Origin of the sequence: Nocardioides sp. BE266, from assembly GCF_031457855.1 — a bacterium.
In the GTDB taxonomy this organism is placed as follows: domain Bacteria; phylum Actinomycetota; class Actinomycetes; order Propionibacteriales; family Nocardioidaceae; genus Nocardioides.
Map to the genome: position 1 here is coordinate 530,747 of NZ_JAURTI010000004.1, position 19,041 is coordinate 549,787.

General features: G+C 70.9%; 23 protein-coding genes. 14 read left to right on the forward strand and 9 right to left on the reverse strand.

Features of this window, described 5'->3' with window-relative positions:
- Window positions 1-2 precede the first annotated feature (2 nt).
- On the reverse strand, window positions 3-1,247 hold the full coding sequence (locus J2X46_RS14855) for a phospholipase D-like domain-containing protein (protein ID WP_310251828.1): 1,245 nt from the start codon (window positions 1,245-1,247) through the stop codon (window positions 3-5).
- 62 nt (window positions 1,248-1,309) lie between these two features.
- Here J2X46_RS14855 and J2X46_RS14860 point away from each other — a divergent pair, with 62 nt between their 5' ends.
- Window positions 1,310-1,894, forward strand: coding sequence for a dihydrofolate reductase family protein (locus J2X46_RS14860; RefSeq protein WP_310251829.1), 585 nt, complete (start codon window positions 1,310-1,312; stop codon window positions 1,892-1,894).
- On the opposite strand, the gene J2X46_RS14865 is transcribed toward J2X46_RS14860, so the two are convergent.
- From J2X46_RS14865 to J2X46_RS14875, 3 genes are read right to left on the reverse strand one after another with little or no spacing between them, the layout of a single operon-like run.
- On the reverse strand, window positions 1,872-2,117 hold the full coding sequence (locus J2X46_RS14865; RefSeq protein ID WP_310251831.1) for a hypothetical protein: 246 nt from the start codon (window positions 2,115-2,117) through the stop codon (window positions 1,872-1,874). The genes J2X46_RS14860 and J2X46_RS14865 overlap by 23 nt on opposite strands.
- A 16-nt stretch (window positions 2,118-2,133) precedes the next feature.
- Complete coding sequence (locus tag J2X46_RS14870; RefSeq protein WP_310251833.1) at window positions 2,134-2,940, reverse strand: hypothetical protein; 807 nt, start codon at window positions 2,938-2,940, stop codon at window positions 2,134-2,136.
- A gap of 19 nt (window positions 2,941-2,959) precedes the next feature.
- Window positions 2,960-3,778 (reverse strand): META domain-containing protein, encoded by an 819-nt coding sequence (locus J2X46_RS14875; protein ID WP_310251834.1) that lies wholly within the window; start codon window positions 3,776-3,778, stop codon window positions 2,960-2,962.
- An 84-nt stretch (window positions 3,779-3,862) separates the two neighbouring features.
- Between J2X46_RS14875 and uvrB the strand changes: the two genes are divergently transcribed.
- The gene (gene uvrB / locus J2X46_RS14880; protein WP_310251836.1) at window positions 3,863-5,992 is read left to right on the forward strand and encodes an excinuclease ABC subunit UvrB; all 2,130 of its coding nucleotides are present in this window, start codon (window positions 3,863-3,865) and stop codon (window positions 5,990-5,992) included.
- A 3-nt stretch (window positions 5,993-5,995) separates the two neighbouring features.
- Here uvrB and J2X46_RS14885 read toward each other — a convergent pair whose 3' ends face one another.
- Complete coding sequence (locus J2X46_RS14885) at window positions 5,996-6,562, reverse strand: DUF1707 domain-containing protein (protein ID WP_310251838.1); 567 nt, start codon at window positions 6,560-6,562, stop codon at window positions 5,996-5,998.
- A 64-nt stretch (window positions 6,563-6,626) separates the two neighbouring features.
- Between J2X46_RS14885 and J2X46_RS14890 the strand changes: the two genes are divergently transcribed.
- Both J2X46_RS14890 and J2X46_RS14895 read left to right on the forward strand, forming a co-directional pair.
- Window positions 6,627-7,190, forward strand: a complete 564-nt coding sequence (locus tag J2X46_RS14890) for a hemerythrin domain-containing protein (RefSeq protein ID WP_310251840.1) — start codon at window positions 6,627-6,629, stop codon at window positions 7,188-7,190.
- A gap of 34 nt (window positions 7,191-7,224) precedes the next feature.
- Entirely contained in the window at window positions 7,225-7,590 is a 366-nt protein-coding gene (locus J2X46_RS14895; protein ID WP_310251842.1) for an MmcQ/YjbR family DNA-binding protein, read from the forward strand.
- A 4-nt stretch (window positions 7,591-7,594) separates the two neighbouring features.
- Here the strand turns inward: J2X46_RS14895 and J2X46_RS14900 are convergent, their stop codons facing one another.
- Window positions 7,595-8,251, reverse strand: coding sequence for a potassium channel family protein (locus J2X46_RS14900; RefSeq protein ID WP_310251843.1), 657 nt, complete (start codon window positions 8,249-8,251; stop codon window positions 7,595-7,597).
- Between the two features lie 64 nt (window positions 8,252-8,315).
- Here J2X46_RS14900 and J2X46_RS14905 point away from each other — a divergent pair, with 64 nt between their 5' ends.
- The 6 genes from J2X46_RS14905 to J2X46_RS14930 all read left to right on the forward strand — a co-directional run bounded on the left by J2X46_RS14905 (window position 8,316) and on the right by J2X46_RS14930 (window position 13,491).
- Complete coding sequence (locus J2X46_RS14905; protein ID WP_310251845.1) at window positions 8,316-8,807, forward strand: hypothetical protein; 492 nt, start codon at window positions 8,316-8,318, stop codon at window positions 8,805-8,807.
- A 4-nt stretch (window positions 8,808-8,811) separates the two neighbouring features.
- On the forward strand, window positions 8,812-9,333 hold the full coding sequence (locus J2X46_RS14910; protein ID WP_310251847.1) for a hypothetical protein: 522 nt from the start codon (window positions 8,812-8,814) through the stop codon (window positions 9,331-9,333).
- A gap of 67 nt (window positions 9,334-9,400) precedes the next feature.
- Window positions 9,401-10,369, forward strand: coding sequence for an NAD(P)/FAD-dependent oxidoreductase (locus J2X46_RS14915; protein WP_310251849.1), 969 nt, complete (start codon window positions 9,401-9,403; stop codon window positions 10,367-10,369).
- Between the two features lie 38 nt (window positions 10,370-10,407).
- Complete coding sequence (locus J2X46_RS14920) at window positions 10,408-11,676, forward strand: glycosyltransferase family 4 protein (protein ID WP_310251851.1); 1,269 nt, start codon at window positions 10,408-10,410, stop codon at window positions 11,674-11,676.
- Entirely contained in the window at window positions 11,663-12,388 is a 726-nt protein-coding gene (locus J2X46_RS14925; protein ID WP_310251853.1) for a methyltransferase domain-containing protein, read from the forward strand. Before J2X46_RS14920 ends, J2X46_RS14925 begins: the two co-directional genes overlap by 14 nt.
- Window positions 12,385-13,491, forward strand: coding sequence for a prenyltransferase (locus J2X46_RS14930; RefSeq protein ID WP_310251855.1), 1,107 nt, complete (start codon window positions 12,385-12,387; stop codon window positions 13,489-13,491). The genes J2X46_RS14925 and J2X46_RS14930 overlap by 4 nt, the downstream gene beginning before the upstream one ends.
- On the opposite strand, the gene J2X46_RS14935 is transcribed toward J2X46_RS14930, so the two are convergent.
- Window positions 13,453-14,097: a class I SAM-dependent methyltransferase gene (locus J2X46_RS14935; protein WP_310251856.1), complete on the reverse strand. Its 645-nt coding sequence runs from the start codon at window positions 14,095-14,097 to the stop codon at window positions 13,453-13,455. The genes J2X46_RS14930 and J2X46_RS14935 overlap by 39 nt on opposite strands.
- Before the next feature lie 87 nt (window positions 14,098-14,184).
- On the opposite strand from J2X46_RS14935, the gene J2X46_RS14940 reads away from it, so the two are divergent.
- Window positions 14,185-14,526, forward strand: coding sequence for a VOC family protein (locus tag J2X46_RS14940; RefSeq protein WP_310251859.1), 342 nt, complete (start codon window positions 14,185-14,187; stop codon window positions 14,524-14,526).
- Here J2X46_RS14940 and J2X46_RS14945 read toward each other — a convergent pair.
- The gene (locus tag J2X46_RS14945; protein WP_310251861.1) at window positions 14,523-15,809 is read right to left on the reverse strand and encodes an alpha/beta hydrolase; all 1,287 of its coding nucleotides are present in this window, start codon (window positions 15,807-15,809) and stop codon (window positions 14,523-14,525) included. The genes J2X46_RS14940 and J2X46_RS14945 overlap by 4 nt on opposite strands.
- A gap of 38 nt (window positions 15,810-15,847) precedes the next feature.
- On the opposite strand from J2X46_RS14945, the gene J2X46_RS14950 reads away from it, so the two are divergent.
- Together J2X46_RS14950 and J2X46_RS14955 are read left to right on the forward strand one after the other, a co-directional pair.
- Window positions 15,848-16,738, forward strand: a complete 891-nt coding sequence (locus J2X46_RS14950; protein ID WP_310251863.1) for an aminoglycoside phosphotransferase family protein — start codon at window positions 15,848-15,850, stop codon at window positions 16,736-16,738.
- Between the two features lie 5 nt (window positions 16,739-16,743).
- Window positions 16,744-17,238 (forward strand): AAA family ATPase, encoded by a 495-nt coding sequence (locus J2X46_RS14955; RefSeq protein ID WP_310251865.1) that lies wholly within the window; start codon window positions 16,744-16,746, stop codon window positions 17,236-17,238.
- Here the strand turns inward: J2X46_RS14955 and J2X46_RS14960 are convergent.
- The gene (locus J2X46_RS14960; protein ID WP_310251866.1) at window positions 17,235-17,978 is read right to left on the reverse strand and encodes a dienelactone hydrolase family protein; all 744 of its coding nucleotides are present in this window, start codon (window positions 17,976-17,978) and stop codon (window positions 17,235-17,237) included. The two genes, J2X46_RS14955 and J2X46_RS14960, sit on opposite strands and share 4 nt — an antisense overlap.
- 117 nt (window positions 17,979-18,095) lie before the next feature.
- Between J2X46_RS14960 and J2X46_RS14965 the strand changes: the two genes are divergently transcribed.
- Window positions 18,096-19,040: a zinc metalloprotease gene (locus J2X46_RS14965; RefSeq protein WP_310251867.1), complete on the forward strand. Its 945-nt coding sequence runs from the start codon at window positions 18,096-18,098 to the stop codon at window positions 19,038-19,040.
- Window position 19,041 lies beyond the last annotated feature (1 nt).

Below are 19,041 nucleotides of genomic sequence, written 5' to 3' on the forward strand. Positions count from 1 at the left end.
CTTCAGAGGAGCGGCCGCAGCGGGCCGAGGAAGGTCTCGGTGAACTTGCGGTTGAGGTCGCGCGCCTGCCACTCGTCGAGGGTCAGCTCGAGGCAGTTGGACTCGTCGGTGGCGAAGACCTGCTCCATGACCCTGGCGAAGTCCGGGTCGATGACCTCGAGGTTGATCTCGTAGTTGCCCTGGAGGCTGAGCCGGTCGATGTTCGCGGTGCCGACGGTTGCCCAGCTGCCGTCGATGGTGGCCGTCTTGGCGTGCACCATCGCGTCCTTGAACCGCAGGATCCGCACGCCCGCGCCGAGCAGCTGGCCGTAGTAGCCGCGCGAGATCCAGTCGGCGACGATGTGGTTGGACTTCAGCGGCAGCAGGATGCGTACGTCGACGCCGCGCCGCGCCGCCTCGGCGACCGCGTCGACGAAGTCCTGGTCGGGCAGGAAGTACGCCGTCGTGATCCAGATGTTGCGGCTCGCGCGCTGGATCGCCTCGAGGTACATGCTGCGGATCGGGAACAACCACTGCCGCGGGATGTTCTTGTGGATCCGGATCTGCGGGTCCCAGTCGGACGCGGTCTCCAGCAGGAGCGGCCGCTCGTTGCGCTTGAGTCGGTGGCGTCGGTTGAGGTTCCAGAAGTCGGCGAAGGCGCGCTTCATGTCCCACACGCCCGGCCCGGTGATCCGGACGTGCGTGTCACGCCACTCGGTGGCGTAGGCCGAGCCGATGTTGTAGCCGCCCAGGAAGGCGACCTCCTCGTCGACGACGAGCATCTTGCGGTGGTTGCGGCCGTAGCGGCGCAGGTCCCAGAACTTCAGGCCGGCCGTCCAGATCGGGTAGCGCAGCACCTTCAGCGACGGCGGGAAGCGCTTGAAGGCGGGGGAGACCACCACGTTCGCGAAGCCGTCGTAGATGCAGTGCACGTCGACCCCGCGCGCGGCCGCGGCGGTCAGGGCGGTCTTGAACTTCCACCCGATCTCGTCGCCCTTCCAGATGTAGGTCTCGAAGAGGATCTGCTTCTTGGCACCGTCGATCGCGGCCAGCATGTCGTCGTACAGGTCACGGCCGAACGTGTACGTCGTGATCTCGCCGGTGCCGACGGGCACGGTCTCCGGGCCGGTGACCGGGAACGGCTTCGGCTTCTTGCCGCGGCGGCGGTAGGAGTCGACGAGCGACAACGCGACCGCGAGCCCGACCTGCAGTCCGAGCAGCCCGAGCAGGCCCCGTCGCACGGTGGTCAGCAGGCGAGCGGCGGTCACGCGGACAATCTAGCGAGGGGGTCCAGTGAGAATCGGCAGCACCGGCTGGCACGATGCGCCGCATGCGTCGTCTCGTCTACTTCGTCGCCGTCACCCTCGACGGGTTCATCGCCGGGCCGGACGGCGGCGACCCGAGCGGATCCGACTTCCTGCCCGTCACGCCCGATCTCGTCGAGCACCTGGTGTCGACGTGGCCGGAGACCCTGCCGGGTCCGGCGCGCGAGGCGATGGGCCTCTCCGGTCCGGGGACGCACTTCGACACCGTCGTGGAGGGACGCGGGTCGTACGACATCGGCCTGGCGGCCGGCCTCCTCGACGCGTACCCACACCTGCGGCACCTCGTCGTCTCCACGTCCCTCGCCGAGCGCGACGACCTGCCGGTCGAGGTCGTGTCCGGCGACCCCGTCGAACGGGTGCGTCAGCTCAAGGCCGAGGACGGGCTCGACATCTGGCTCGTCGGCGGCGGCACGCTCGCGCACGCCCTCCTGCCCGAGATCGACCGCCTGGTGCTCAAGGTCAACCCGTCGGTGATCGGCGACGGCACCCGACTCTTCGCAGGCCCGTTCACCCACGCGCGCTTCGAGCCCGTGTCGCAGGTCGACCTCGCCGGTGGCGTCCGGGTCGTCACCCTCGACCGGGTGCGCTGACCTCCTCACGCCGCTTCTTCCTGCCGAAGAGAGGCGTCGACATGAACCTGTCGAGCCTCGAGCCGGGCCAGACGAAGCACGCGAGCCAGAGCAGGCCCAGGGAGACGCAGGCCGCTGCGTGCCACATCTGGTCGTCCTTGACCGACCAGAAACCGATGCCGATCCAGCCCACGCCGAGCACCGCGATGATCGGACGTCCGCGCTTCCTGGCCTCGCCTTCCATGACCTCAGCGTATCCCTCAGGCGAGCCCCAGCGCTGCGTAGCGATCGACGTCGCACGGCTGGTCCGACAGCACCCGGAAGAGCGCCGCGCGCAGCATCGCCTGGCGCTGCTGGCCGTGCCGCCAGTCGTCGAGAGCCTCGGCCGGAGTGTCGAGCCACAGCACGGCGTCGAGCACGCACACCGCCTCGGCCCACAGCGGCGAGCGCCAGGCGGGGGACAGGTCGATCACGAAAGGTACGCCGGTCGCGTCGAGGAGGACGTTGCCCGCGAGGTCGCCGTGGACCAGCTGCTCGCGTCCGAGGTCGGCCGGCTCGAGCCCGGCGACGAGCCGCTCGACCAGGCCGGCGAGCCCGGGCTCCGGTCGCTCGGCAGCGGCCAGCAGCGCGGCGTCGGCGTCGTACGCCTGGTGCTCGGCGACGACCCACTGGCCGGTCCTCGTGTCGAGGCCCACCGGTCGAGTGGGGACGGCGCTCGCCAGGTGGGCGTGGAGGAGGTGGGCGGTGGCGCGGAGCACACCGAGGTCGCGGCAGGGCGTCGTACCGGGCTCGAACCTGGTGGCCGCCCAGCCGTCGGCGGTGAGGTTGCCGTCGCGGGCGGGCACCGGGAGCGCGAGCCGGACCGAGCGCGGCGACTGCTCGTCGAGGCGCACCGCGAGCCGCGCCTGGATCGGCGCCAGCCAGGCCTCGGACTCGTCGTGGCCCGGCTTGAGGACAAGGTCGCCGGCCCGCCAGCTGGTGCCCTGCCCGCCCTCGAGCCGCTCCAGCACGCCCTCGGCCACGAACAGGTCGAGCACGTGGTCCGGCGGCTGCGTCGGGTCGGGCATGCCGCGAGCGTAGAGCGGCTCAGCGGCGGTAGACGAGCTGCGTGCGGCCGGACCCGTGGGCGTTCCGCACGACGAGTTCGGCCTGGCCGTCACGCTGGCGGACCTCGACGACCATCTCGGACATCACTGACTCGACCGCCCGCGCCTGGTCCGTGAAGTGCAGGCAGTCGCCCCTCCACCCGGACCGGGTGATGGTCGGCTGGTCGCGCCAGTCCGTCCAGTGACCCCGCATCGTCCGGCAGCCGGACCTGGCGGTCACGGGTCCGCCCCGATCGCCCTTGGTGTCGAGGCGCAGGAACGGGCGGCTGCCCGGCTCCCAGGTCGCCTCGTGCTCCGCGCCCGTGTCGTCGGTCCACGACGCGAGCCACCAGGTACGGCCGACCACCTCGGACCGCGACCACGGCGGGGTGAGCCGGAACTCCAGCTCGACGTCGTCACCACTGAGCGTGAGGGTGTCGGCCTCCCGCATGGCCGTCCGCGCCTCCCCGAGGGCCGAGAGGTACGCCGCCTCGAGCTCGCCGTCGGCACCCTCGCACCCGACCAGCGTCTGGGCGATCCCACCCTCGGTGAAGTCGAGCTCGTCGCCGTCCATCTCGTAGGGCGAGCCGTAGTCGTTGCACGGAGCCTTGCCGCCTGCCGAGCCGTCGGCGAAGGTCAGCGAGACCCGCGAGCCGTCCGGCACGTCCAGGGGACCGTCGGCGGTGCTGCCCGAGACGAGGATCCAGGAGCCGAGCACGTCGACCTCCGGCTCGTCGCCGGAGCAGCCCGCCAGCACGGTCGCGGCGCCCAGCGCGACGGCGTACGACATCACCCTTCGCCACCCCCGTCGCGACCCCATGGGGGGAGTCTGGACGACCCGGGTCACGGAGGGGTCACGAACGCGCCACGCCCCGCTGTCGGTGGCTGCCCGTAGGCTCGACGCATGCGTCCAGTCACCGATCTCCAGCGCCGGGTGGCCCCCTTCAAGGTGGTCTCCGACTACGAGCCGTCCGGCGACCAGCCGGCGGCGATCGAGGAGATCGTCGAGCGCATCCAGGGCGGCGAGCAGGACGTCGTGCTCCTCGGTGCGACGGGCACCGGCAAGACCGCCACGGTCGCGTGGGTGGCCGAGCAGCTCCAGCGTCCGGTCCTGGTGCTCCAGCCCAACAAGACCCTGGCTGCGCAGTTCGCCAACGAGCTGCGCCAGCTCTTCCCCGACAACGCCGTCGAGTACTTCGTTTCGTATTACGACTACTACCAGCCCGAGGCCTACGTCCCCCAGACCGACACCTACATCGAGAAGGACTCCTCGATCAACGAGGAGGTCGAGCGGCTGCGCCACTCCGCGACCAACAGCCTGCTCACCCGCCGCGACACGATCGTGGTCTCGACGGTGTCGTGCATCTACGGCCTCGGCACCCCGCAGGAGTACGTCGACCGCATGCTGCGGCTCAAGGTCGGCGAGGAGCACGACCGCGACTCCGTGCTCCGCCGCCTCGTGGAGATCCAGTACACCCGCAACGACATGTCCTTCACCCGCGGCACGTTCCGCGTGCGCGGCGACACGCTCGAGATCTTCCCGGTCTACGAGGAGCTCGCGGTGCGCGTGGAGTTCTTCGGCGACGAGATCGAGCGGCTGATGACGCTCCACCCGATCTCCGGCGAGGTGATCTCGGAGGACACCGAGCTCCACGTCTTCCCCGCGACCCACTACGTCGCCGGTCCCGAGCGGATGGAGCGGGCGATCAAGGGCATCGAGCTCGAGCTCGACGACCAGCTCGCCTCGTTCGAGAAGCAGGGCAAGCTGCTGGAGGCGCAGCGGCTGCGGATGCGCACCACCTACGACGTCGAGATGATGCGGCAGGTCGGCTCGTGCTCGGGCATCGAGAACTACTCGATGCACATGGACGGCCGCACCCGCGGTTCCGCCCCCAACACGCTCCTCGACTACTTCCCCGAGGACTTCGTGCTCGTCGTCGACGAGTCCCACGTCGCGGTGCCGCAGATCGGTGGCATGTACGAAGGCGACATGTCGCGCAAGCGCAACCTGGTCGACCACGGCTTCCGGCTGCCGAGCGCGATGGACAACCGCCCCCTGCGCTGGGACGAGTTCGTCGACCGGATCGGTCAGACGGTCTACCTCTCGGCGACCCCCGGCAACTACGAGCTCGACCGCGTCGGCGGCGTGGACAACACCGTCCAGCAGATCATCCGGCCGACGGGTCTGGTCGACCCCGAGGTCGTGGTCAAGCCGACCAAGGGGCAGATCGACGACCTGATCCACGAGATCCGCGAGCGCTCCGAGAAGGGCGAGCGCGTCCTCGTCACCACGCTGACCAAGAAGATGTCCGAGGACCTCACCGACTACCTCCTCGACGCCGGCATCCGCACCCGCTACCTCCACTCCGAGGTCGACACCCTCAAGCGGATCGAGCTGCTGCGCGACCTCCGCCTGGGCGAGTACGACGTCCTCGTCGGCATCAACCTGCTCCGTGAGGGCCTCGACCTGCCCGAGGTGTCGCTGGTCGCGATCCTCGACGCCGACAAGGAGGGCTTCCTGCGCTCCGACAAGTCGCTGATCCAGACCATCGGCCGTGCCGCGCGCAACGTGTCCGGCCAGGTCCACATGTACGCCGACAAGATCACGCCCTCGATGGAGGCCGCGATCGACGAGACCAACCGTCGTCGCGCGATCCAGGTCGCCTACAACACCGAGCGCGGCATCGACCCGCAGCCGCTGCGCAAGAAGATCGCCGACATCACCGAGATGCTCGCCCGCGAGGACGAGAACACCGAGGAGCTGCTACGCACCTGGGCCGATGTCGGCCAGAAGGGCCGTGCGGGTGGCGTAAAGGCCGGCAAGTCGCCGACCCCCGCGCTGTCGAAGATCCACAACGAAGCCCCCGACACCGCCGGCATCCCCAGCAGCGACCTCGCCGAGCTGATCCAGGAGCTCACCGAGCAGATGAAGCACGCGGCTGCCGAGCTCCAGTTCGAGGTCGCCGCGCGCCTGCGCGACGAGATCTCCGAGCTCAAGAAGGAGCTGCGTCAGATGATGGAAGCCACCAAGTAGCGCTCAGTCCTCCGAGCCCGGCTCCAGCTCGTTCAGCCGCTGCTGCTCGAGCTCGGCGGCCTTCCGCTCCCGCTTGAGCAGCTTGCGCTCGTGGTCGGCGATGATGTCCTGCTTCTGCACGATCGTGCGGGCGAGGTTCATCACCGCGAAGCCCATCGGGAAGAGCGGCCAGGGGAAGCCGCCGAACATCGTGACCGCCCAGATGGTCCAGAGCAGGGCGGAGATGCCGATCAGGCCCATCACCGCCTCGCGCCGGTCCGACTCCCACTTGCGAACGGCCTGTGCATGCAGGTCGCCCGACGCGAGTGCGCCCGAGGGGCGGGACGCGAGAGACGTGCCGGGCTGGTCGGGCACGAGGTCCTCGAGGTGCGGCACGACCTCGCCGAGCATCTTGGCCGTGGTCACCGCCGTCAGCCGGGTGTCGTACTCGTCGTGGTCGAGCCGGCCCTCGGCATAGGCGTTGCCGAGCGCCTCGAAGGCGATGTCGCGGTCGCGGTCGGAGGCCCTGAGCCGGGCTGCCTGCGGGGAGCGTGGATCGTGCTCGAAGCGACCCCACACGTCGGACGACATGGCGCCAGCATAGGCACCCTGCGGGTGAGGCCGAGGCGCCCGGCACCTCGCTAACGTCGCCTGCATGAGCACCCCGATCGACCTCGGCAGGCCCGTCTCGGGCGACGTCATCGACCTGATCCTCGAGGACCACCGACGCTTCGAGGCGTTGATGCGCCAACTGCGCGACAGCACCTCGGACCGCGACGCCGTACGCCATGCGCTGGCGGCGCTGCACGTCGCGCACGCCGAGGCGGAGGAGAAGCACGTCTACCCCAAGCTCCGGCGCAAGGACGCGATCACGGAGCACGAGGCCGAGCACGGCGAGGAGGAGCACGCCGAGGGCCACGAGGCGATGCTGAAGGTCCTCGAGCTCAAGGGCACCGACACCCAGGCCTTCGACGACGCCGTCGAGGACCTCGCGACCGCGCTCAACCACCACCTCACCGAGGAGGAGCTCACCATCCTCAACCCGGCGCGCGAGGAGGTCGGGGAGCAGGTGCGTGCCGAGCTGGGCGAGGCCTTCGCCACCGAGCGCAACAAGCAGCTCGACGCCGACTGCGGGAACATCGACAACGTCCGCCGGATCGTGGAGGCTGCCGAGAAGGAGGGCCTCCTCGACGACGAGGAGGACGACGACGAGGACTGACCCCGCGCCGGGTCGTCCGGACCGGGGGAGTGGGATGGACGTCACGCGGATGCAGGCCCTGTGCGCGGACTTCCCGGGGGCGTGGCCCGACAACCCGTGGGACCACGAGTGGCCCGTCTTCAAGGTCGGCCCGGGGGAGAGGGGCAAGATCTTCGCGTTCCTGGGCGCCGACGGCGTGGGCGTGAAGGCCGGCGCGACGCGCGAGGTGGCCGACGAGTGGCTGCACCGCTACCCCGACGACGCGAGCGTGATGGCGTACATCGGCCGGTCGGGGTGGAACGACCTCGCCTTCGGCGGCGCGATCCCGGACGACGAGCTGGCCGAGGCGGTCGAGGAGTCCTACCGGCTGGTGGTCTCCAAGCTGCCGAAGAAGGACCGGCCCGAGGGCTGGGAGCGCTGAGTGCTCAGCGCCGCCGCATCATGGTGAGCCCGACCATGCGGGCCACGACCATCGCGATGTAGAAGACGCCGACCATCATCTCGACCATCAGGATCGAACGTGCCTGCGCGCCGACCGCGACGATGTCCGAGAGCCCGACGCTGGTGAGCGTCGAGAACGACAGGTAGAGCAGCTCGAACCACGTGTGGTCGAAGCCGCCGTCGTTGGCGAACGAGCTGGGCCAGACCACCTGAACCGCGGCGAAGAGGTACGCGAAGCCCCACGCGACGACAGTGAAGGCGGCGCCCGTCGCGTAGTACTCGTCGGTGGTGATCTCCTCGTCGTGGAAGAGGTAGCGCAGCATCGCGTAGGAGACGTAGAAGTAGAACGGCGCGTGCAGCACGCCGGAGACGAGCACGATCGGGTCGGTGTCGGAGAAGATCGCCTCGAGCAACGTGAACACGATCGTCGGCGCGCCGAGGAAGAAGACGACGCGCGACACGTTGGGCGTACGACGGACCGCGAGGACCGCGGAGCCCACGGCGAGCATCCCGATGACGCCGAGGAACGCGCCGCCGACCTTGGATCCGCCGAGGAACGGCCACGCCAGGACCTGCAGCAGCTGCGCCCCGAGGAGCATCGCCGACGGGTGGGCCGTCAGGTGCTCGGTCTGCCGTCTCACGACAACGCAGTCTAGGCACGCGGATCAGCGGCGCCGGGAGCCTCGCCTGGGCTAGGTTCGCCGCGTGGGAGGACGCGGCACCATCTGGCTGATCGGCGCGCTGTCCGTCGCGCTCGCCGGGCTGCTGGCCGGGATCGTCTTCCTCGTCACGTCCGTGGACTCTCCCGACGAGGAGCTCACCGCAGCCCAGCACGACGTGGCCGCAGCCGCGCGCAGCGAGGCGCTGGCCTTCCTGACCGTCGACCACCGCACCATGGACGTCGTCGTCCAGCGCGTGCTGGACGGCGCCACCGGTGACTTCAAGGAGCAGTACGAGTCGCAGAGCAAGCGCCTGGTGAAGGAGGCGACCCGCACGCAAGCGACGTCGGCCGGCGAGGTCGTCGCGCTCGGCGTCTCGGACCTCGACGACGACTCGGCGACGGTGCTGGTCGCCGCGAACAGCACGGTCACCAACACGAGCACCGAGGAGCCGCAGGTCAGGTACTACCGCCTCGAGCTCGAGCTGGTGCGCGACGGCAATCAGTGGCTCACCAGCCGGCTGAGGTTCGTGAGGTGACCCGGTGACCCTGCAGCAGCGCATCGCCTCCCTCCTCGCCGTCCTCGTGCTGGCCGCGGCCGCAGTGTGCGGCTGGCTCTGGACCCAGCGCGACGACACCTCGGGCCTCGACCTCACCAGCGCCGAGGCCGAGGGCGCGTCCGTCGCCTCTGCGGAGGTCAAGGACACCGTGCTCGGGGTCGCCGACGAGGCGGCCACCCGGATCTACAGCTACTCGTGGAAGTCGCTCGCCGACGACAAGGCGGCCGCGCGCGACCTGATGACGGGCGGCATGCTCGACCAGTACGACCGCACCATGGCCGGCGTCGTCACCTCGAGCCGCAGCAACCACCGGGTGGTCTCCGCCGAGGTGGTCGGCACGGCGCTTGTGCACGCCACGACGTCGTACGCCCGAGTGCTGGTGTTCGTGAACCAGACGACCGACGGCAAGGACCTGAAGTCCCCGGAGGTCGACCTGGACCGCGTCCTGGTCACCATGCGCCGCGTCGGCGGCGACTGGCTGGTCAGCGAGCTGGACGCGCTGTGACGGCCCCAGTGAGCGGCCCCGTGGTCGGGCCCTTGTGGTCGGGCACGCGGATGGGGAGGATCGCGCCGTGGACGTGACGACCGACCTGCTGATCATCGGAGCCGGCCCGACGGGGCTCTACTCCGCCTACTACGCCGGGTTCCGTGGCATGAGCGTCACGGTCGTGGACTCGCTGCCCGAGCTGGGCGGCCAGATCACCGCGATGTACCCCGAGAAGGCGATCCTGGACGTCGCGGGCTTCCCCAGCGTGAAGGGGCGCGACCTCGTCGAGGGACTGGTGGAGCAGGCTGCCACGGCCGATCCGACGTACCTCCTGGACCGCACGGCCACCACCCTCGAGCACCGTGACGACGACGTCGTCGTCACGCTCGACGACGACACTCGCGTCACGGCCGGTGCCGTCCTGATCACCTCGGGCATCGGCAAGTTCAGTCCGCGGCCGCTGCCGGCCGGTGACGGCTGGGTGGGACGGGGCATGGAGTTCTTCGTGCCCAGCTTCGCGCCGTACGCCGGCAAGGACGTGGTCATCGTCGGCGGCGGCGACAGCGCCTTCGACTGGGCCCAGCACCTCGAGCCGATCGCCTCGTCCGTCACCCTGGTGCACCGCCGCGACGCCTTCCGCGCCCACGAGCGCACGGTCGCGGCGGTGAAGGACTCGACGGTCCAGATCGTCACCAACGCCCAGGTGACCGAGCTGCGCGGCAACGGCCACCTCGAGGAGGTCGAGGTCAGCGTCGACGGCGAGGAGCCGCGCACGCTCAAGGCGCAGGCGCTGGTCGCCGCGCTCGGCTTCATCGCCGACCTCGGCGCGATCCAGCAGTGGGGACTGGTCACCGAGAAGCGGCACGTGGTCGTCGACTCCTCGATGCGCACCAACCTGCCGCGCGTCTTCGCCGCCGGCGACATCACCGACTACCCCGGCAAGGTGCGCCTGATCGCGGTCGGCTTCGGCGAGGCGGCGACGGCCGTCAACAACGCCGCGGTGGCCATCGACCCGACCGCCCACGTCTTCCCGGGTCACTCCAGCGAGGGCTGAGCGGCAAGCCCCTACCGGCCAGTAGGCATAATGACTCCGTGCGCATCGCCATGCTGTCCTACCGGAGCAAGCCCCACTGCGGTGGGCAGGGCGTCTACATCCGCCACCTGAGCCGTGAGCTGGTCCGCCTCGGGCACGAGGTCGAGGTCTTCTCCGGCCAGCCCTACCCCGAGCTCGACGAGGGCGTGGGGCTGACGAAGGTGCCGAGCCTCGACCTCTATCGCGAGCCGGACCCGTTCCGGGTGCCGAAGCTCCGGGAGTTCCGCGACCGCATCGACGTCGAGGAGTTCCTGACCATGTGCACGGCCGGCTTCCCCGAGCCGAAGACCTTCAGCTCGCGCGTCGCACGGCTGATGAAGGAGCGGGCCGGCGACTTCGACATCGCCCACGACAACCAGGTGCTCGGCACCGGGATCATGGAGCTCGAGGCCTACGGCCTGCCGGTCATCGCGACCATCCACCACCCGATCACCATGGACCGGCGCATCGACCTCCAGACCGCGCCAACCTGGCGCAAGCGGCTCACGCTGCGCCGGTGGTACGGCTTCCTGCGCATGCAGACCAAGGTCGCCAAGCTCTACCGCAAGGTGCTCACCCCGTCGGAGTCCTCGTCCCGCGACGTGGCCCGCGACTTCGGCGTCGACCCCGCGCGGCTGCAGACGATCCTGCTCGGCGTCGACGAGGTCTTCGCGCCGCCGACCGAGCCCCGCGTGCCCGGCCGGATCCTCGCGATGGCGAGCGCCGACGCCCCGATGAAGGGCATCGCGACGTTGCTCGAGGCCTTCGCCAAGCTGAGCGTCGAGCGCGACGTCTCGCTGGTCCTGGTCACTCGCCCCGAGCCGGGCGGGCGCACCGAGCAGCTCATCGACCAGCTCGGCATCGCCGACCGCGTCCAGTTCGTCAACGGTGTGAGCGACGAGGAGCTGGTGCGCGTGATGGGCTCGGCCGAGGTCGCCTGCGTGCCGTCGCTCTACGAAGGCTTCTCGCTCCCGACCGCCGAGCTGATGGCGTGCGCGACCCCGCTGGTGGTCTCGCGAGCCGGTGCGATCCCCGAGGTCGTGGGCCCCGACGGCGAGTGCGCCGACCTGGTGACCCCCGGCGACGTCGGTGAGCTGGAGCAGGCCCTCGCGGCACTGCTCGACGACCCCGGACGCCGTACGACGATGGGTGCGCGCGGCCGCGCCCGGGTCGAGGAGCTGTTCAGCTGGCGTGCCGTGGCCGAGGCCACCGCCGCCGCCTACGAGGAGACCATCGCCGACTTCCAGCAGGAGCGGCGCGAGAAGGAGAACCACCGTGCTGACCGTTGACTTCGACCGCCTCGGCCTCCGGCCGGGTGAGCGGGTGCTCGACATGGGCTGCGGCGCCGGCCGCCACGCCTTCGAGATGTACAAGCGCGGTGCCGACGTCATCGCCTTCGACCAGGACGCCGACGAGCTGGCGACCGTGCGCGAGTGGTTCGCCGCGATGCGCGACGCGGGCGAGGTGCCGGACGGCGCCGAGGCCGACGTCAAGGAGGGCGACGCCCTCGCCCTGCCGTTCGCCGACGGCGAGTTCGACCGGATCGTCGCGGCCGAGGTGCTCGAGCACATCCCCGCCGACATCCAGGCGATCCACGAGCTGGTGCGGGTGCTGCGCCCCGGCGGCACCCTGGCCGTCAGCGTGCCGCGGTGGTTCCCCGAGATCGTGAACTGGAAGCTCTCCGACGACTACCACAACGTCGAGGGCGGCCACATCCGGATCTACACGCAGGAAGAGCTCGTCGACAAGGTCACCAAGGCGGGCATGACGTTCGCCGGCAAGGACTACGCCCACGGTCTGCACTCGCCCTACTGGTGGATCAAGTGCGCGGTCGGCGTCACCAACGACGACCACCCTCTCGCCAAGGCCTACCACAAGCTCCTGGTGTGGGAGATCATGGAGAACCCCAAGGCGCTGCAGGTGGCCGGCAAGGTCCTCGACCCGCTGATCGGCAAGAGCATGGTGCTCTACTTCACCAAGCCGGCGGCCTCGGACCGATGACCGCCACCCCGGCGATCGGCGACATCCTCACGCGCGGCCAGGTCGAGCAGACCGCCGCGACGATCGCCGCCGCCCAGGAGCCCTCGGGGGCGATCCCGTGGTCCGTCGGCGAGCACACCGACGCCTGGAACCACGTCGAGTCGGCGATGGCGCTGGTCGTCGGCGACCAGCGCGAGGCGGCCGAGTGCGCGTTCGCGTGGGTCCGCGACACCCAGCGGGCCGACGGCTCCTGGCCGATGAAGATCGTCGGCGGCGTCGTGGAGGACCACTCCGGCGAGACCAACATGTCGGCCTACGTCGCCGTGGGCGTGTGGCACCACTGGCTGGTCGTGCGCGACGAGGCGTTCGTCCGCCGGATGTGGCCGACCGTGCGGCGCGCGCTGGACTACGTCGTGTCGATGCAGCTGCCCTTCGGCGGCGTCGCCTGGTCGCAGGAGTGGCGCGACGGTCACCCCGCCAAGGTCAACGCGGACGCCCTCCTCGCCGGGTCGTCGAGCATCCACCACTCGCTGCGGGCCGGTGTGGCGCTCGCCGAGCTGGTGGGGGAGTCGCAGCCCGAGTGGGAGCTGGCTGGCGGCCGGCTGGGCCACGCGCTGCGCGAGCACCGCGACCTCTTCCTCGACAAGTCCACCTTCTCGATGGACTGGTACTACCCGGTGCTCGGCGGCGCGGTCCGCGGCGAGGCGGCGTACGACCTGCTGGCGGAGCGCTGGGACACGTTCGTCGAGCCCGGCCTCGGCATCCGCTGCGTCTCGGCCAACCCGTGGGTGACCGGCGCGGAGACCTGCGAGCTGGTGCTCGCGCTGGAGGCGATCGGCGACCGCGAGCGCGCGCTGCGGCTGCTGGCCGACATGCAGCACCTGCGCACCGACGAGGGGTCCTACTGGACGGGCTACGTGTTCCCTGACGACGTGAACTGGCCCGCCGAGCAGACGACCTACACCGCTGCCGCGGTCATCCTGGCCGTCGACGCGCTGTCGGACGGCACGCCCGGCGCCGACATCATGCGCGGCACGACGCTCGCCCCGGACTTCGCAGAGATCGGCCTCGAGTGTGGCTGCTCCTCAGAGAGCGTCGCCGGCGTCGCCCGTCGTACGGCGTAGCACCCGCATCGAGCCCAGCGTCTCCACCTCGGTGAAGGCGCCGCTGGCGAGCGCCGGCAGGTAGATGTCCTCGTAGGGCGGCCGGCCGCCGTCTGCGGGGTCGGGGAAGACGTCGTGGATCACCAGCAGCCCGTCGGCCATGACCCAGTGCGCCCAGCCGCGGAAGTCGGTCCGGGCCGGCTCGACGCCGTGCCCGCCGTCGATGAAGAGCAACGAGAGGGGAGTACGCCACCACCGGCTGACCGTGTCGGAGCGACCGACCACGGCGACGACCTGGTCCTCGAGCCCGGCGTCGGCGATGGTCCGACGGAAGGTCGGGAGGGTGTCCATCAGGCCGAGGTCGGGGTCGACGAGCGAGTCGTCGTGGTGCTCCCAGCCGGCCTGGTTCTCCTCGGAGCCGCGGTGGTGGTCGACGGTGAACACCGTCCCGCCCACCTCGCGAGCGGCGCCGCCGAGCCAGATCGCGGACTTCCCGCAGTAGGTGCCGACCTCCAGCACCGGCCCGTACGCCAACCGCTCGCGCGCCCAGCGGTGCAGCAGCTCGCCCTCGTCCTCGGGCATGAAGCCCTTCGCGGCACGGGCGTGGGCGAGCAGGTCGGCGGGCATCACGAGAGATGACCCTAGTGCGGTCACACTCCCGGGCTGCTGTACGTCAGGAGGGTGAAGGCAACCCCACTGACCGAGGAGCACGTCATGAGCAACCACACCATCGTCTACCCCACCCCCGACCTCGCCGCCGCGACCGCGTTCTACAAGGTCGCGTGGGGCGCCGAGCCGCACACCGAGACGCCGTACTACGTCGGCTTCAACCTCGACGGCCAGGAGATCGGCCTCAACCCCAACGGCGAGCACGACCAGATGACCGGTCCGGTCGTCTACTGGATGACCGACGACCTGGAGGCCAAGGTGGCCGAGGTCGAGGCGGCCGGCGGCACCGTCGTACGCCCCGTCACCGCCGTCGGCGGTGGTACGTCGCTGGCGCTGCTGACCGACCCGGCGGGCAACCAGGTCGGCTTCATCACCCAGGCCGGCTAGCTCGCGGCGTCGTCGAGCTCCTCGGGGTCGACGCCGCTGTCGGCCTCGAGGCCGTGGCGCCAGGTGTTCCAGTGCCAGGTGAGGTAGCGGTCGACGGCCCGGACGGCGTGGGCGCTGCGGATCGAGTGGAAGACGTCGAAGGCGTGCTGGGCGCCCGGCACCTCGGCGTAGACCACCGAGCCCTTCGACGTACGGCGCAGCTCGGCGACGAACATCCGAGCCTGGTCGACGGCCACCAGGCTGTCGTGGTCGCCGTGGATCACGAAGAAGTCGGGCGCGTCCGCGGTGACCCGAAGGATCGGGGAGGCCGCCTCGTAGACGTCCGGGGCGTCCTTCCACGTCGTCTGCATGACGCGCGGGCTGAGGAAGGTGTCGCGCATCGAGATCGCGTTGGCGAGGCCGGTCGAGCCGGCGAAGTCGTAGACGCCGTAGAACGGCACCGCCGCCCGGACGCTGGTGTCGGCGGCCTCGAAGCCCGGCTGGAACTCCGGGTCGCCCGGCGTCAGCGCGGCCAGTGCGGCGAGGTGGCCGCCCGCCGAGCCGCCGGTGATCACGAGGTAGTCGGGGTCGCCGCCGTAGTCGGCGATGTTGTCCTTGACCCACGCGATCGCGCGCTTCACGTCGACGATGTGGGCGGGCCACGGGTCGCGGGGGGAGAGGCGGTAGTTGATCGCCACGCAGACCCAGCCCTTGGCGGCCATCTGGTTCATCAGCGGGCGGCCCTGGTCCTCCTTCCGGCCGAGCGTCCACGCGCCGCCGTGCACCTGGAGCAGCACGGGGGCTTCCTTGATCGCGTCCTCACCCGCGGGGAGGTAGATGTCGAGGTGGCCGCGCCGTCCGGCCTCGGTGTAGGGCAGGTTCTCGATCACCCTCACGCCGTCGTCGGTGAAGTCGAACGGACGCGCCAGCCGGCGCCACGGCGTGGCGAGGTCGGCGGGGCTCGGGACCTCGTCGAGCTGCTCGACGTAGTCGACGCCGAGGCCCTCGACGAGCGCGTCCTCGAAGACGTCCTTGGTCTGGCTGCTCTGCCGCACGATGTGCGCGAGACCGAGCGCGCTGGCGCCGGCGAGGACCAGGCCCGCCTTCGCCTTCCAGCCCGTGCGGCGGCCCTTCGTCAGGTGGGTGGCCGCGTCGAGCGCGGTGAGCGCCAGCATCTGTGGGGCGGTCTCGCCGAAGATCCAGCCGGCAGGGAAGGCGGCGAGCCCGCTGCGCTGCCCGCGGGGCGGGCGGAGGGCGTTGGCGGTCAGGGCGGCGAGGACGGCTTGGCGGCGCAGGAAACTCACACGACCAAACCTACTCGCCGGTACTAACGTGCTGTCCGATGAGTGGGATGCACGCAGACGAGATCGCGATCGACGACCGGACCGTACGCCGCCTGCTGGACGCCCAGCACCCCGAGTGGGCCAGGCTGCCACTGCGGCGGCTGCCACCGATCGGCACCGACAACCAGCTGTTCCGCCTCGGCGACGACCTGCTCGTGCGGATGCCCCGCATCCACTGGGCGGCGGAGTCGGCGCTGCACGAGCACGCGTGGCTGCCGCGCCTGGCGCCGCACCTGTCGCTCCCGATCCCGGCGCCGGTCGCGCTGGGCGAGCCCGGCGAGGACTACCCGTGGCACTGGACCGTGGTGCCGTGGATCGAGGGCGACAACCCGACGGAGGAGACCTTCGACCCCGACGAGTGGGCGGTGTCGCTCGGCACCTTCGTGAAGGAGTGCCGCGCGATCCCCGGGATGGGCGGCCCGGTGAAGACCGAGGGCCGCGGCGCGCCCCTGGCCGCGCTCGACCCATGGGTGCAGGAGTGGACCGCGAAGGCCGATCCGTCCGAGGTCTCCCGCGATGCCGTGCTGGCCGTCTGGGCGGACGCGCTCGCCGCACCGTCGTACGACGGCGAGGCGTGCTGGTTCCACGGTGACCTCCACGAGGGCAACCTGCTCGTCCGCGACGGGCGGCTGGCCGCGGTGATCGACTGGGGCGCCGCCGGCCGCGGCGACCCGGCCATCGAGCTCAACGCGATGTGGGGCTACCTGCCCGAGTCGGTCGCCGACCTCTACCGCGCCACCGTCGGCCTCGACGAGGCGGCGTACCGCCGGGCGCGGGGCTTCGCGCTGGCGCCGTCGATCAGCGCGTCGACCTACTACCGCGAGACCGCTCCGGAGATCGCGCGCAGCGCGCTCGGCACGGTCCGGCGTCTCATCGCCACGATGGGCTGACCGCGATGGGCCTGCGCAACTACCTCGTCGAGGGCGTCTCGGGCACGGGCAAGACCTCGGTCTGCCGCGAGCTCCAGCGTCGGGGACACCACGCCGTGAACGGCGACACCGACCTCGCCTACCAGGGCGACCCGGTGACCGGCGAGCGCACCGACACCGCGGTGCACGAGCACCACATCTGGGACGTCGAGCGGGTGCGAGCCATCGCCGCCGACCACAGCGTGCCAGCGACCTTCTTCTGCGGCGGCTCCCGCAACTTCGCGACGTTCCTCGACGTGTTCGACGAGGTCTTCGTCCTCGCGGTCGACCTCGACACCCTCCTCGGCCGCCTCGCGCAGCGCGGTGACGACGAGTTCGGCGGTGCGCCGGCGGAGCGCGACCTCGTCGTACGCCTCCACGCGACCGGTGAGGACGTCCCGCGCGACGGAGTCCTCATCGACGCGACCCAGCCGCTGGCCGCCGTCGTCGACGAGATCGTGTGGCTGACCGATCTCGCCTAGGCGTGGAGCCGCTCGCCGAAGAAGTCGAGGACAGCGTCGACGGCACGCTGCGAGCGCTCCTCGGTGACGGTGGAGTGACCCTTCCCCTCGAGCTCGACCTTGATGAAGGCGTCGCCGATGAGGGAGGTCAGGGTGTCGAAGCGGGCGCCGGGGAGCGGGTCGGACGTGTAGCGGATGCCCAGCACGGCGCAGCCGTCGGCCGCGCGACGTCGTACGGCGTCCGCGTCGGCGGGGGAGAGGTTGAGGTCGGCGGCGCGGCCGGGGAGGCCGATGAAGGGCGTGCTCGGCTGGCAGACGACCGGCGCGACCGTGGACTCGTCGACCATCATCGCCAGCGCGAAGCCGCCGGTGAAGCACATCCCGAGCGCCCCGACGCCGGGCCCGCCGAGCTCGGCGTGCAGGTCGCGCGCCAGCGAGCGCAGCCAGCCCGCCACGGGCGTCGTGACGCCGCGCGCCAGCTTGGTGAACTCGCGGCTGATGCAGATGCTCGGCATCGTCCGGAGCACGTCGGCGTTGCTGAACTCCCGCCCGACCGGGCCGAAGAGGTGGGGGAGCAGCACGGTGTAGCCGGCCTCGACGAGCTCGTCGCCGAAGCGGACCACGCCGTTGGTGAGGCCCGGCATCTCGTGGACCACGATCACGCCCGGCCCGGTGCCGCGGCGCCAGACCGGGTGGGTGGCCGGGGAGCCGTTGACGTCGGCGGTGTGCTCGGTGCGGGTCCAGGAGTCGAGTGCGTCCACGCCGGAAGGCTCGCAGCACAAGCGCCCGGACGGAAGCAGACACGCCTCTGTCCATTTCCTGACCGCGCGGTTAGGTTGCTGCGGACCCCTACCCCCTCCAGACAGGTGTTCTCGGACATGTCTCGCTCCCGTCTCCTCCGGTCGGTCGTGGTGGCCGGCTCCCTGGCGCTCGCCGGCACGACGCTGTCGGCCACCGCCGCCGTACCCGCCACCGCCCTCGCCCCGTCGCCGCAGGTCGCCGCCTGCGCGGACGGCCACTCCGACGCCGCCGCTGCGGCCCGGGTCCGCAAGGGCTCCAAGCAGGTCGAGCCCGAGCTGTTCGAGGGGTCGGGCGCGCAGTACGCCTCCCTGGCCGACCTGAGCACGCTCGCCGGCGGCTCGGTCTCCATCCCGACGTACTTCCACGTCGTCACCCCCACCACGGCCACCCAGGCCGACCGGGACCGCCTCGCCGGCCTGGTCCAGGCCCAGGTGAACGTCCTCAACGAGGCGTACGGCGGCCGCACCGGCGCCGAGGCCTCGCCGGCCACGCCGTTCCAGTTCAGCCTCCAGGACATCGACTACTTCGCCAACGACTCCTGGTCGACCGTCACCCCGGGCGGCGTCGAGAAGCAGATGAAGGCCGCGACCCGCGTCGGCGGCAAGAACGTCCTCAACGTCTGGACCGCCAACATCGGCGACGGCCTGCTCGGCTGGGCGACCTTCCCGAAGAAGAAGCTCGACACCAACGACGGCGTGGTGATCCTCGACGAGTCGATGCCGGGCGGCACGGCCGGCAAGTACGCGTTCGGCGACACCCTGACCCACGAGGTCGGCCACTGGCTGGCGCTCTACCACACGTTCCAGGGCGGTTGTAAGGGCCAGGGCGACCAGGTCGCGGACACCCCGGCGGAGGCGACCGCGCAGTTCGACTGCCCGGTCGGCGCCGACACCTGCACGGCCCCGGGCCTCGACCCGATCCACAACTACATGGACTACACGCAGGACTCCTGCATGTACCAGTTCACCGCCGGGCAGGTCGCACGCATGAGCGACGCCTGGCAGCAGTACCGCGCGAGCTGAC

Coding starts and splice junctions, on each gene's coding strand:
- J2X46_RS14860 (WP_310251829.1), top strand. CDS start 1,310: ATGCGTCGTCTCGTCTACTTCGTCGCCGTCACCCTCGACGGGTTCATC.
- J2X46_RS14865 (WP_310251831.1), bottom strand. CDS start 2,117: ATGGAAGGCGAGGCCAGGAAGCGCGGACGTCCGATCATCGCGGTGCTC.
- J2X46_RS14870 (WP_310251833.1), bottom strand. CDS start 2,940: ATGCCCGACCCGACGCAGCCGCCGGACCACGTGCTCGACCTGTTCGTG.
- J2X46_RS14875 (WP_310251834.1), bottom strand. CDS start 3,778: ATGGGGTCGCGACGGGGGTGGCGAAGGGTGATGTCGTACGCCGTCGCG.
- uvrB (WP_310251836.1), top strand. CDS start 3,863: ATGCGTCCAGTCACCGATCTCCAGCGCCGGGTGGCCCCCTTCAAGGTG.
- J2X46_RS14885 (WP_310251838.1), bottom strand. CDS start 6,562: ATGTCGTCCGACGTGTGGGGTCGCTTCGAGCACGATCCACGCTCCCCG.
- J2X46_RS14890 (WP_310251840.1), top strand. CDS start 6,627: ATGAGCACCCCGATCGACCTCGGCAGGCCCGTCTCGGGCGACGTCATC.
- J2X46_RS14895 (WP_310251842.1), top strand. CDS start 7,225: ATGGACGTCACGCGGATGCAGGCCCTGTGCGCGGACTTCCCGGGGGCG.
- J2X46_RS14930 (WP_310251855.1), top strand. CDS start 12,385: ATGACCGCCACCCCGGCGATCGGCGACATCCTCACGCGCGGCCAGGTC.
- J2X46_RS14935 (WP_310251856.1), bottom strand. CDS start 14,097: ATGCCCGCCGACCTGCTCGCCCACGCCCGTGCCGCGAAGGGCTTCATG.
- J2X46_RS14940 (WP_310251859.1), top strand. CDS start 14,185: ATGAGCAACCACACCATCGTCTACCCCACCCCCGACCTCGCCGCCGCG.
- J2X46_RS14950 (WP_310251863.1), top strand. CDS start 15,848: ATGAGTGGGATGCACGCAGACGAGATCGCGATCGACGACCGGACCGTA.
- J2X46_RS14955 (WP_310251865.1), top strand. CDS start 16,744: ATGGGCCTGCGCAACTACCTCGTCGAGGGCGTCTCGGGCACGGGCAAG.
- J2X46_RS14965 (WP_310251867.1), top strand. CDS start 18,096: ATGTCTCGCTCCCGTCTCCTCCGGTCGGTCGTGGTGGCCGGCTCCCTG.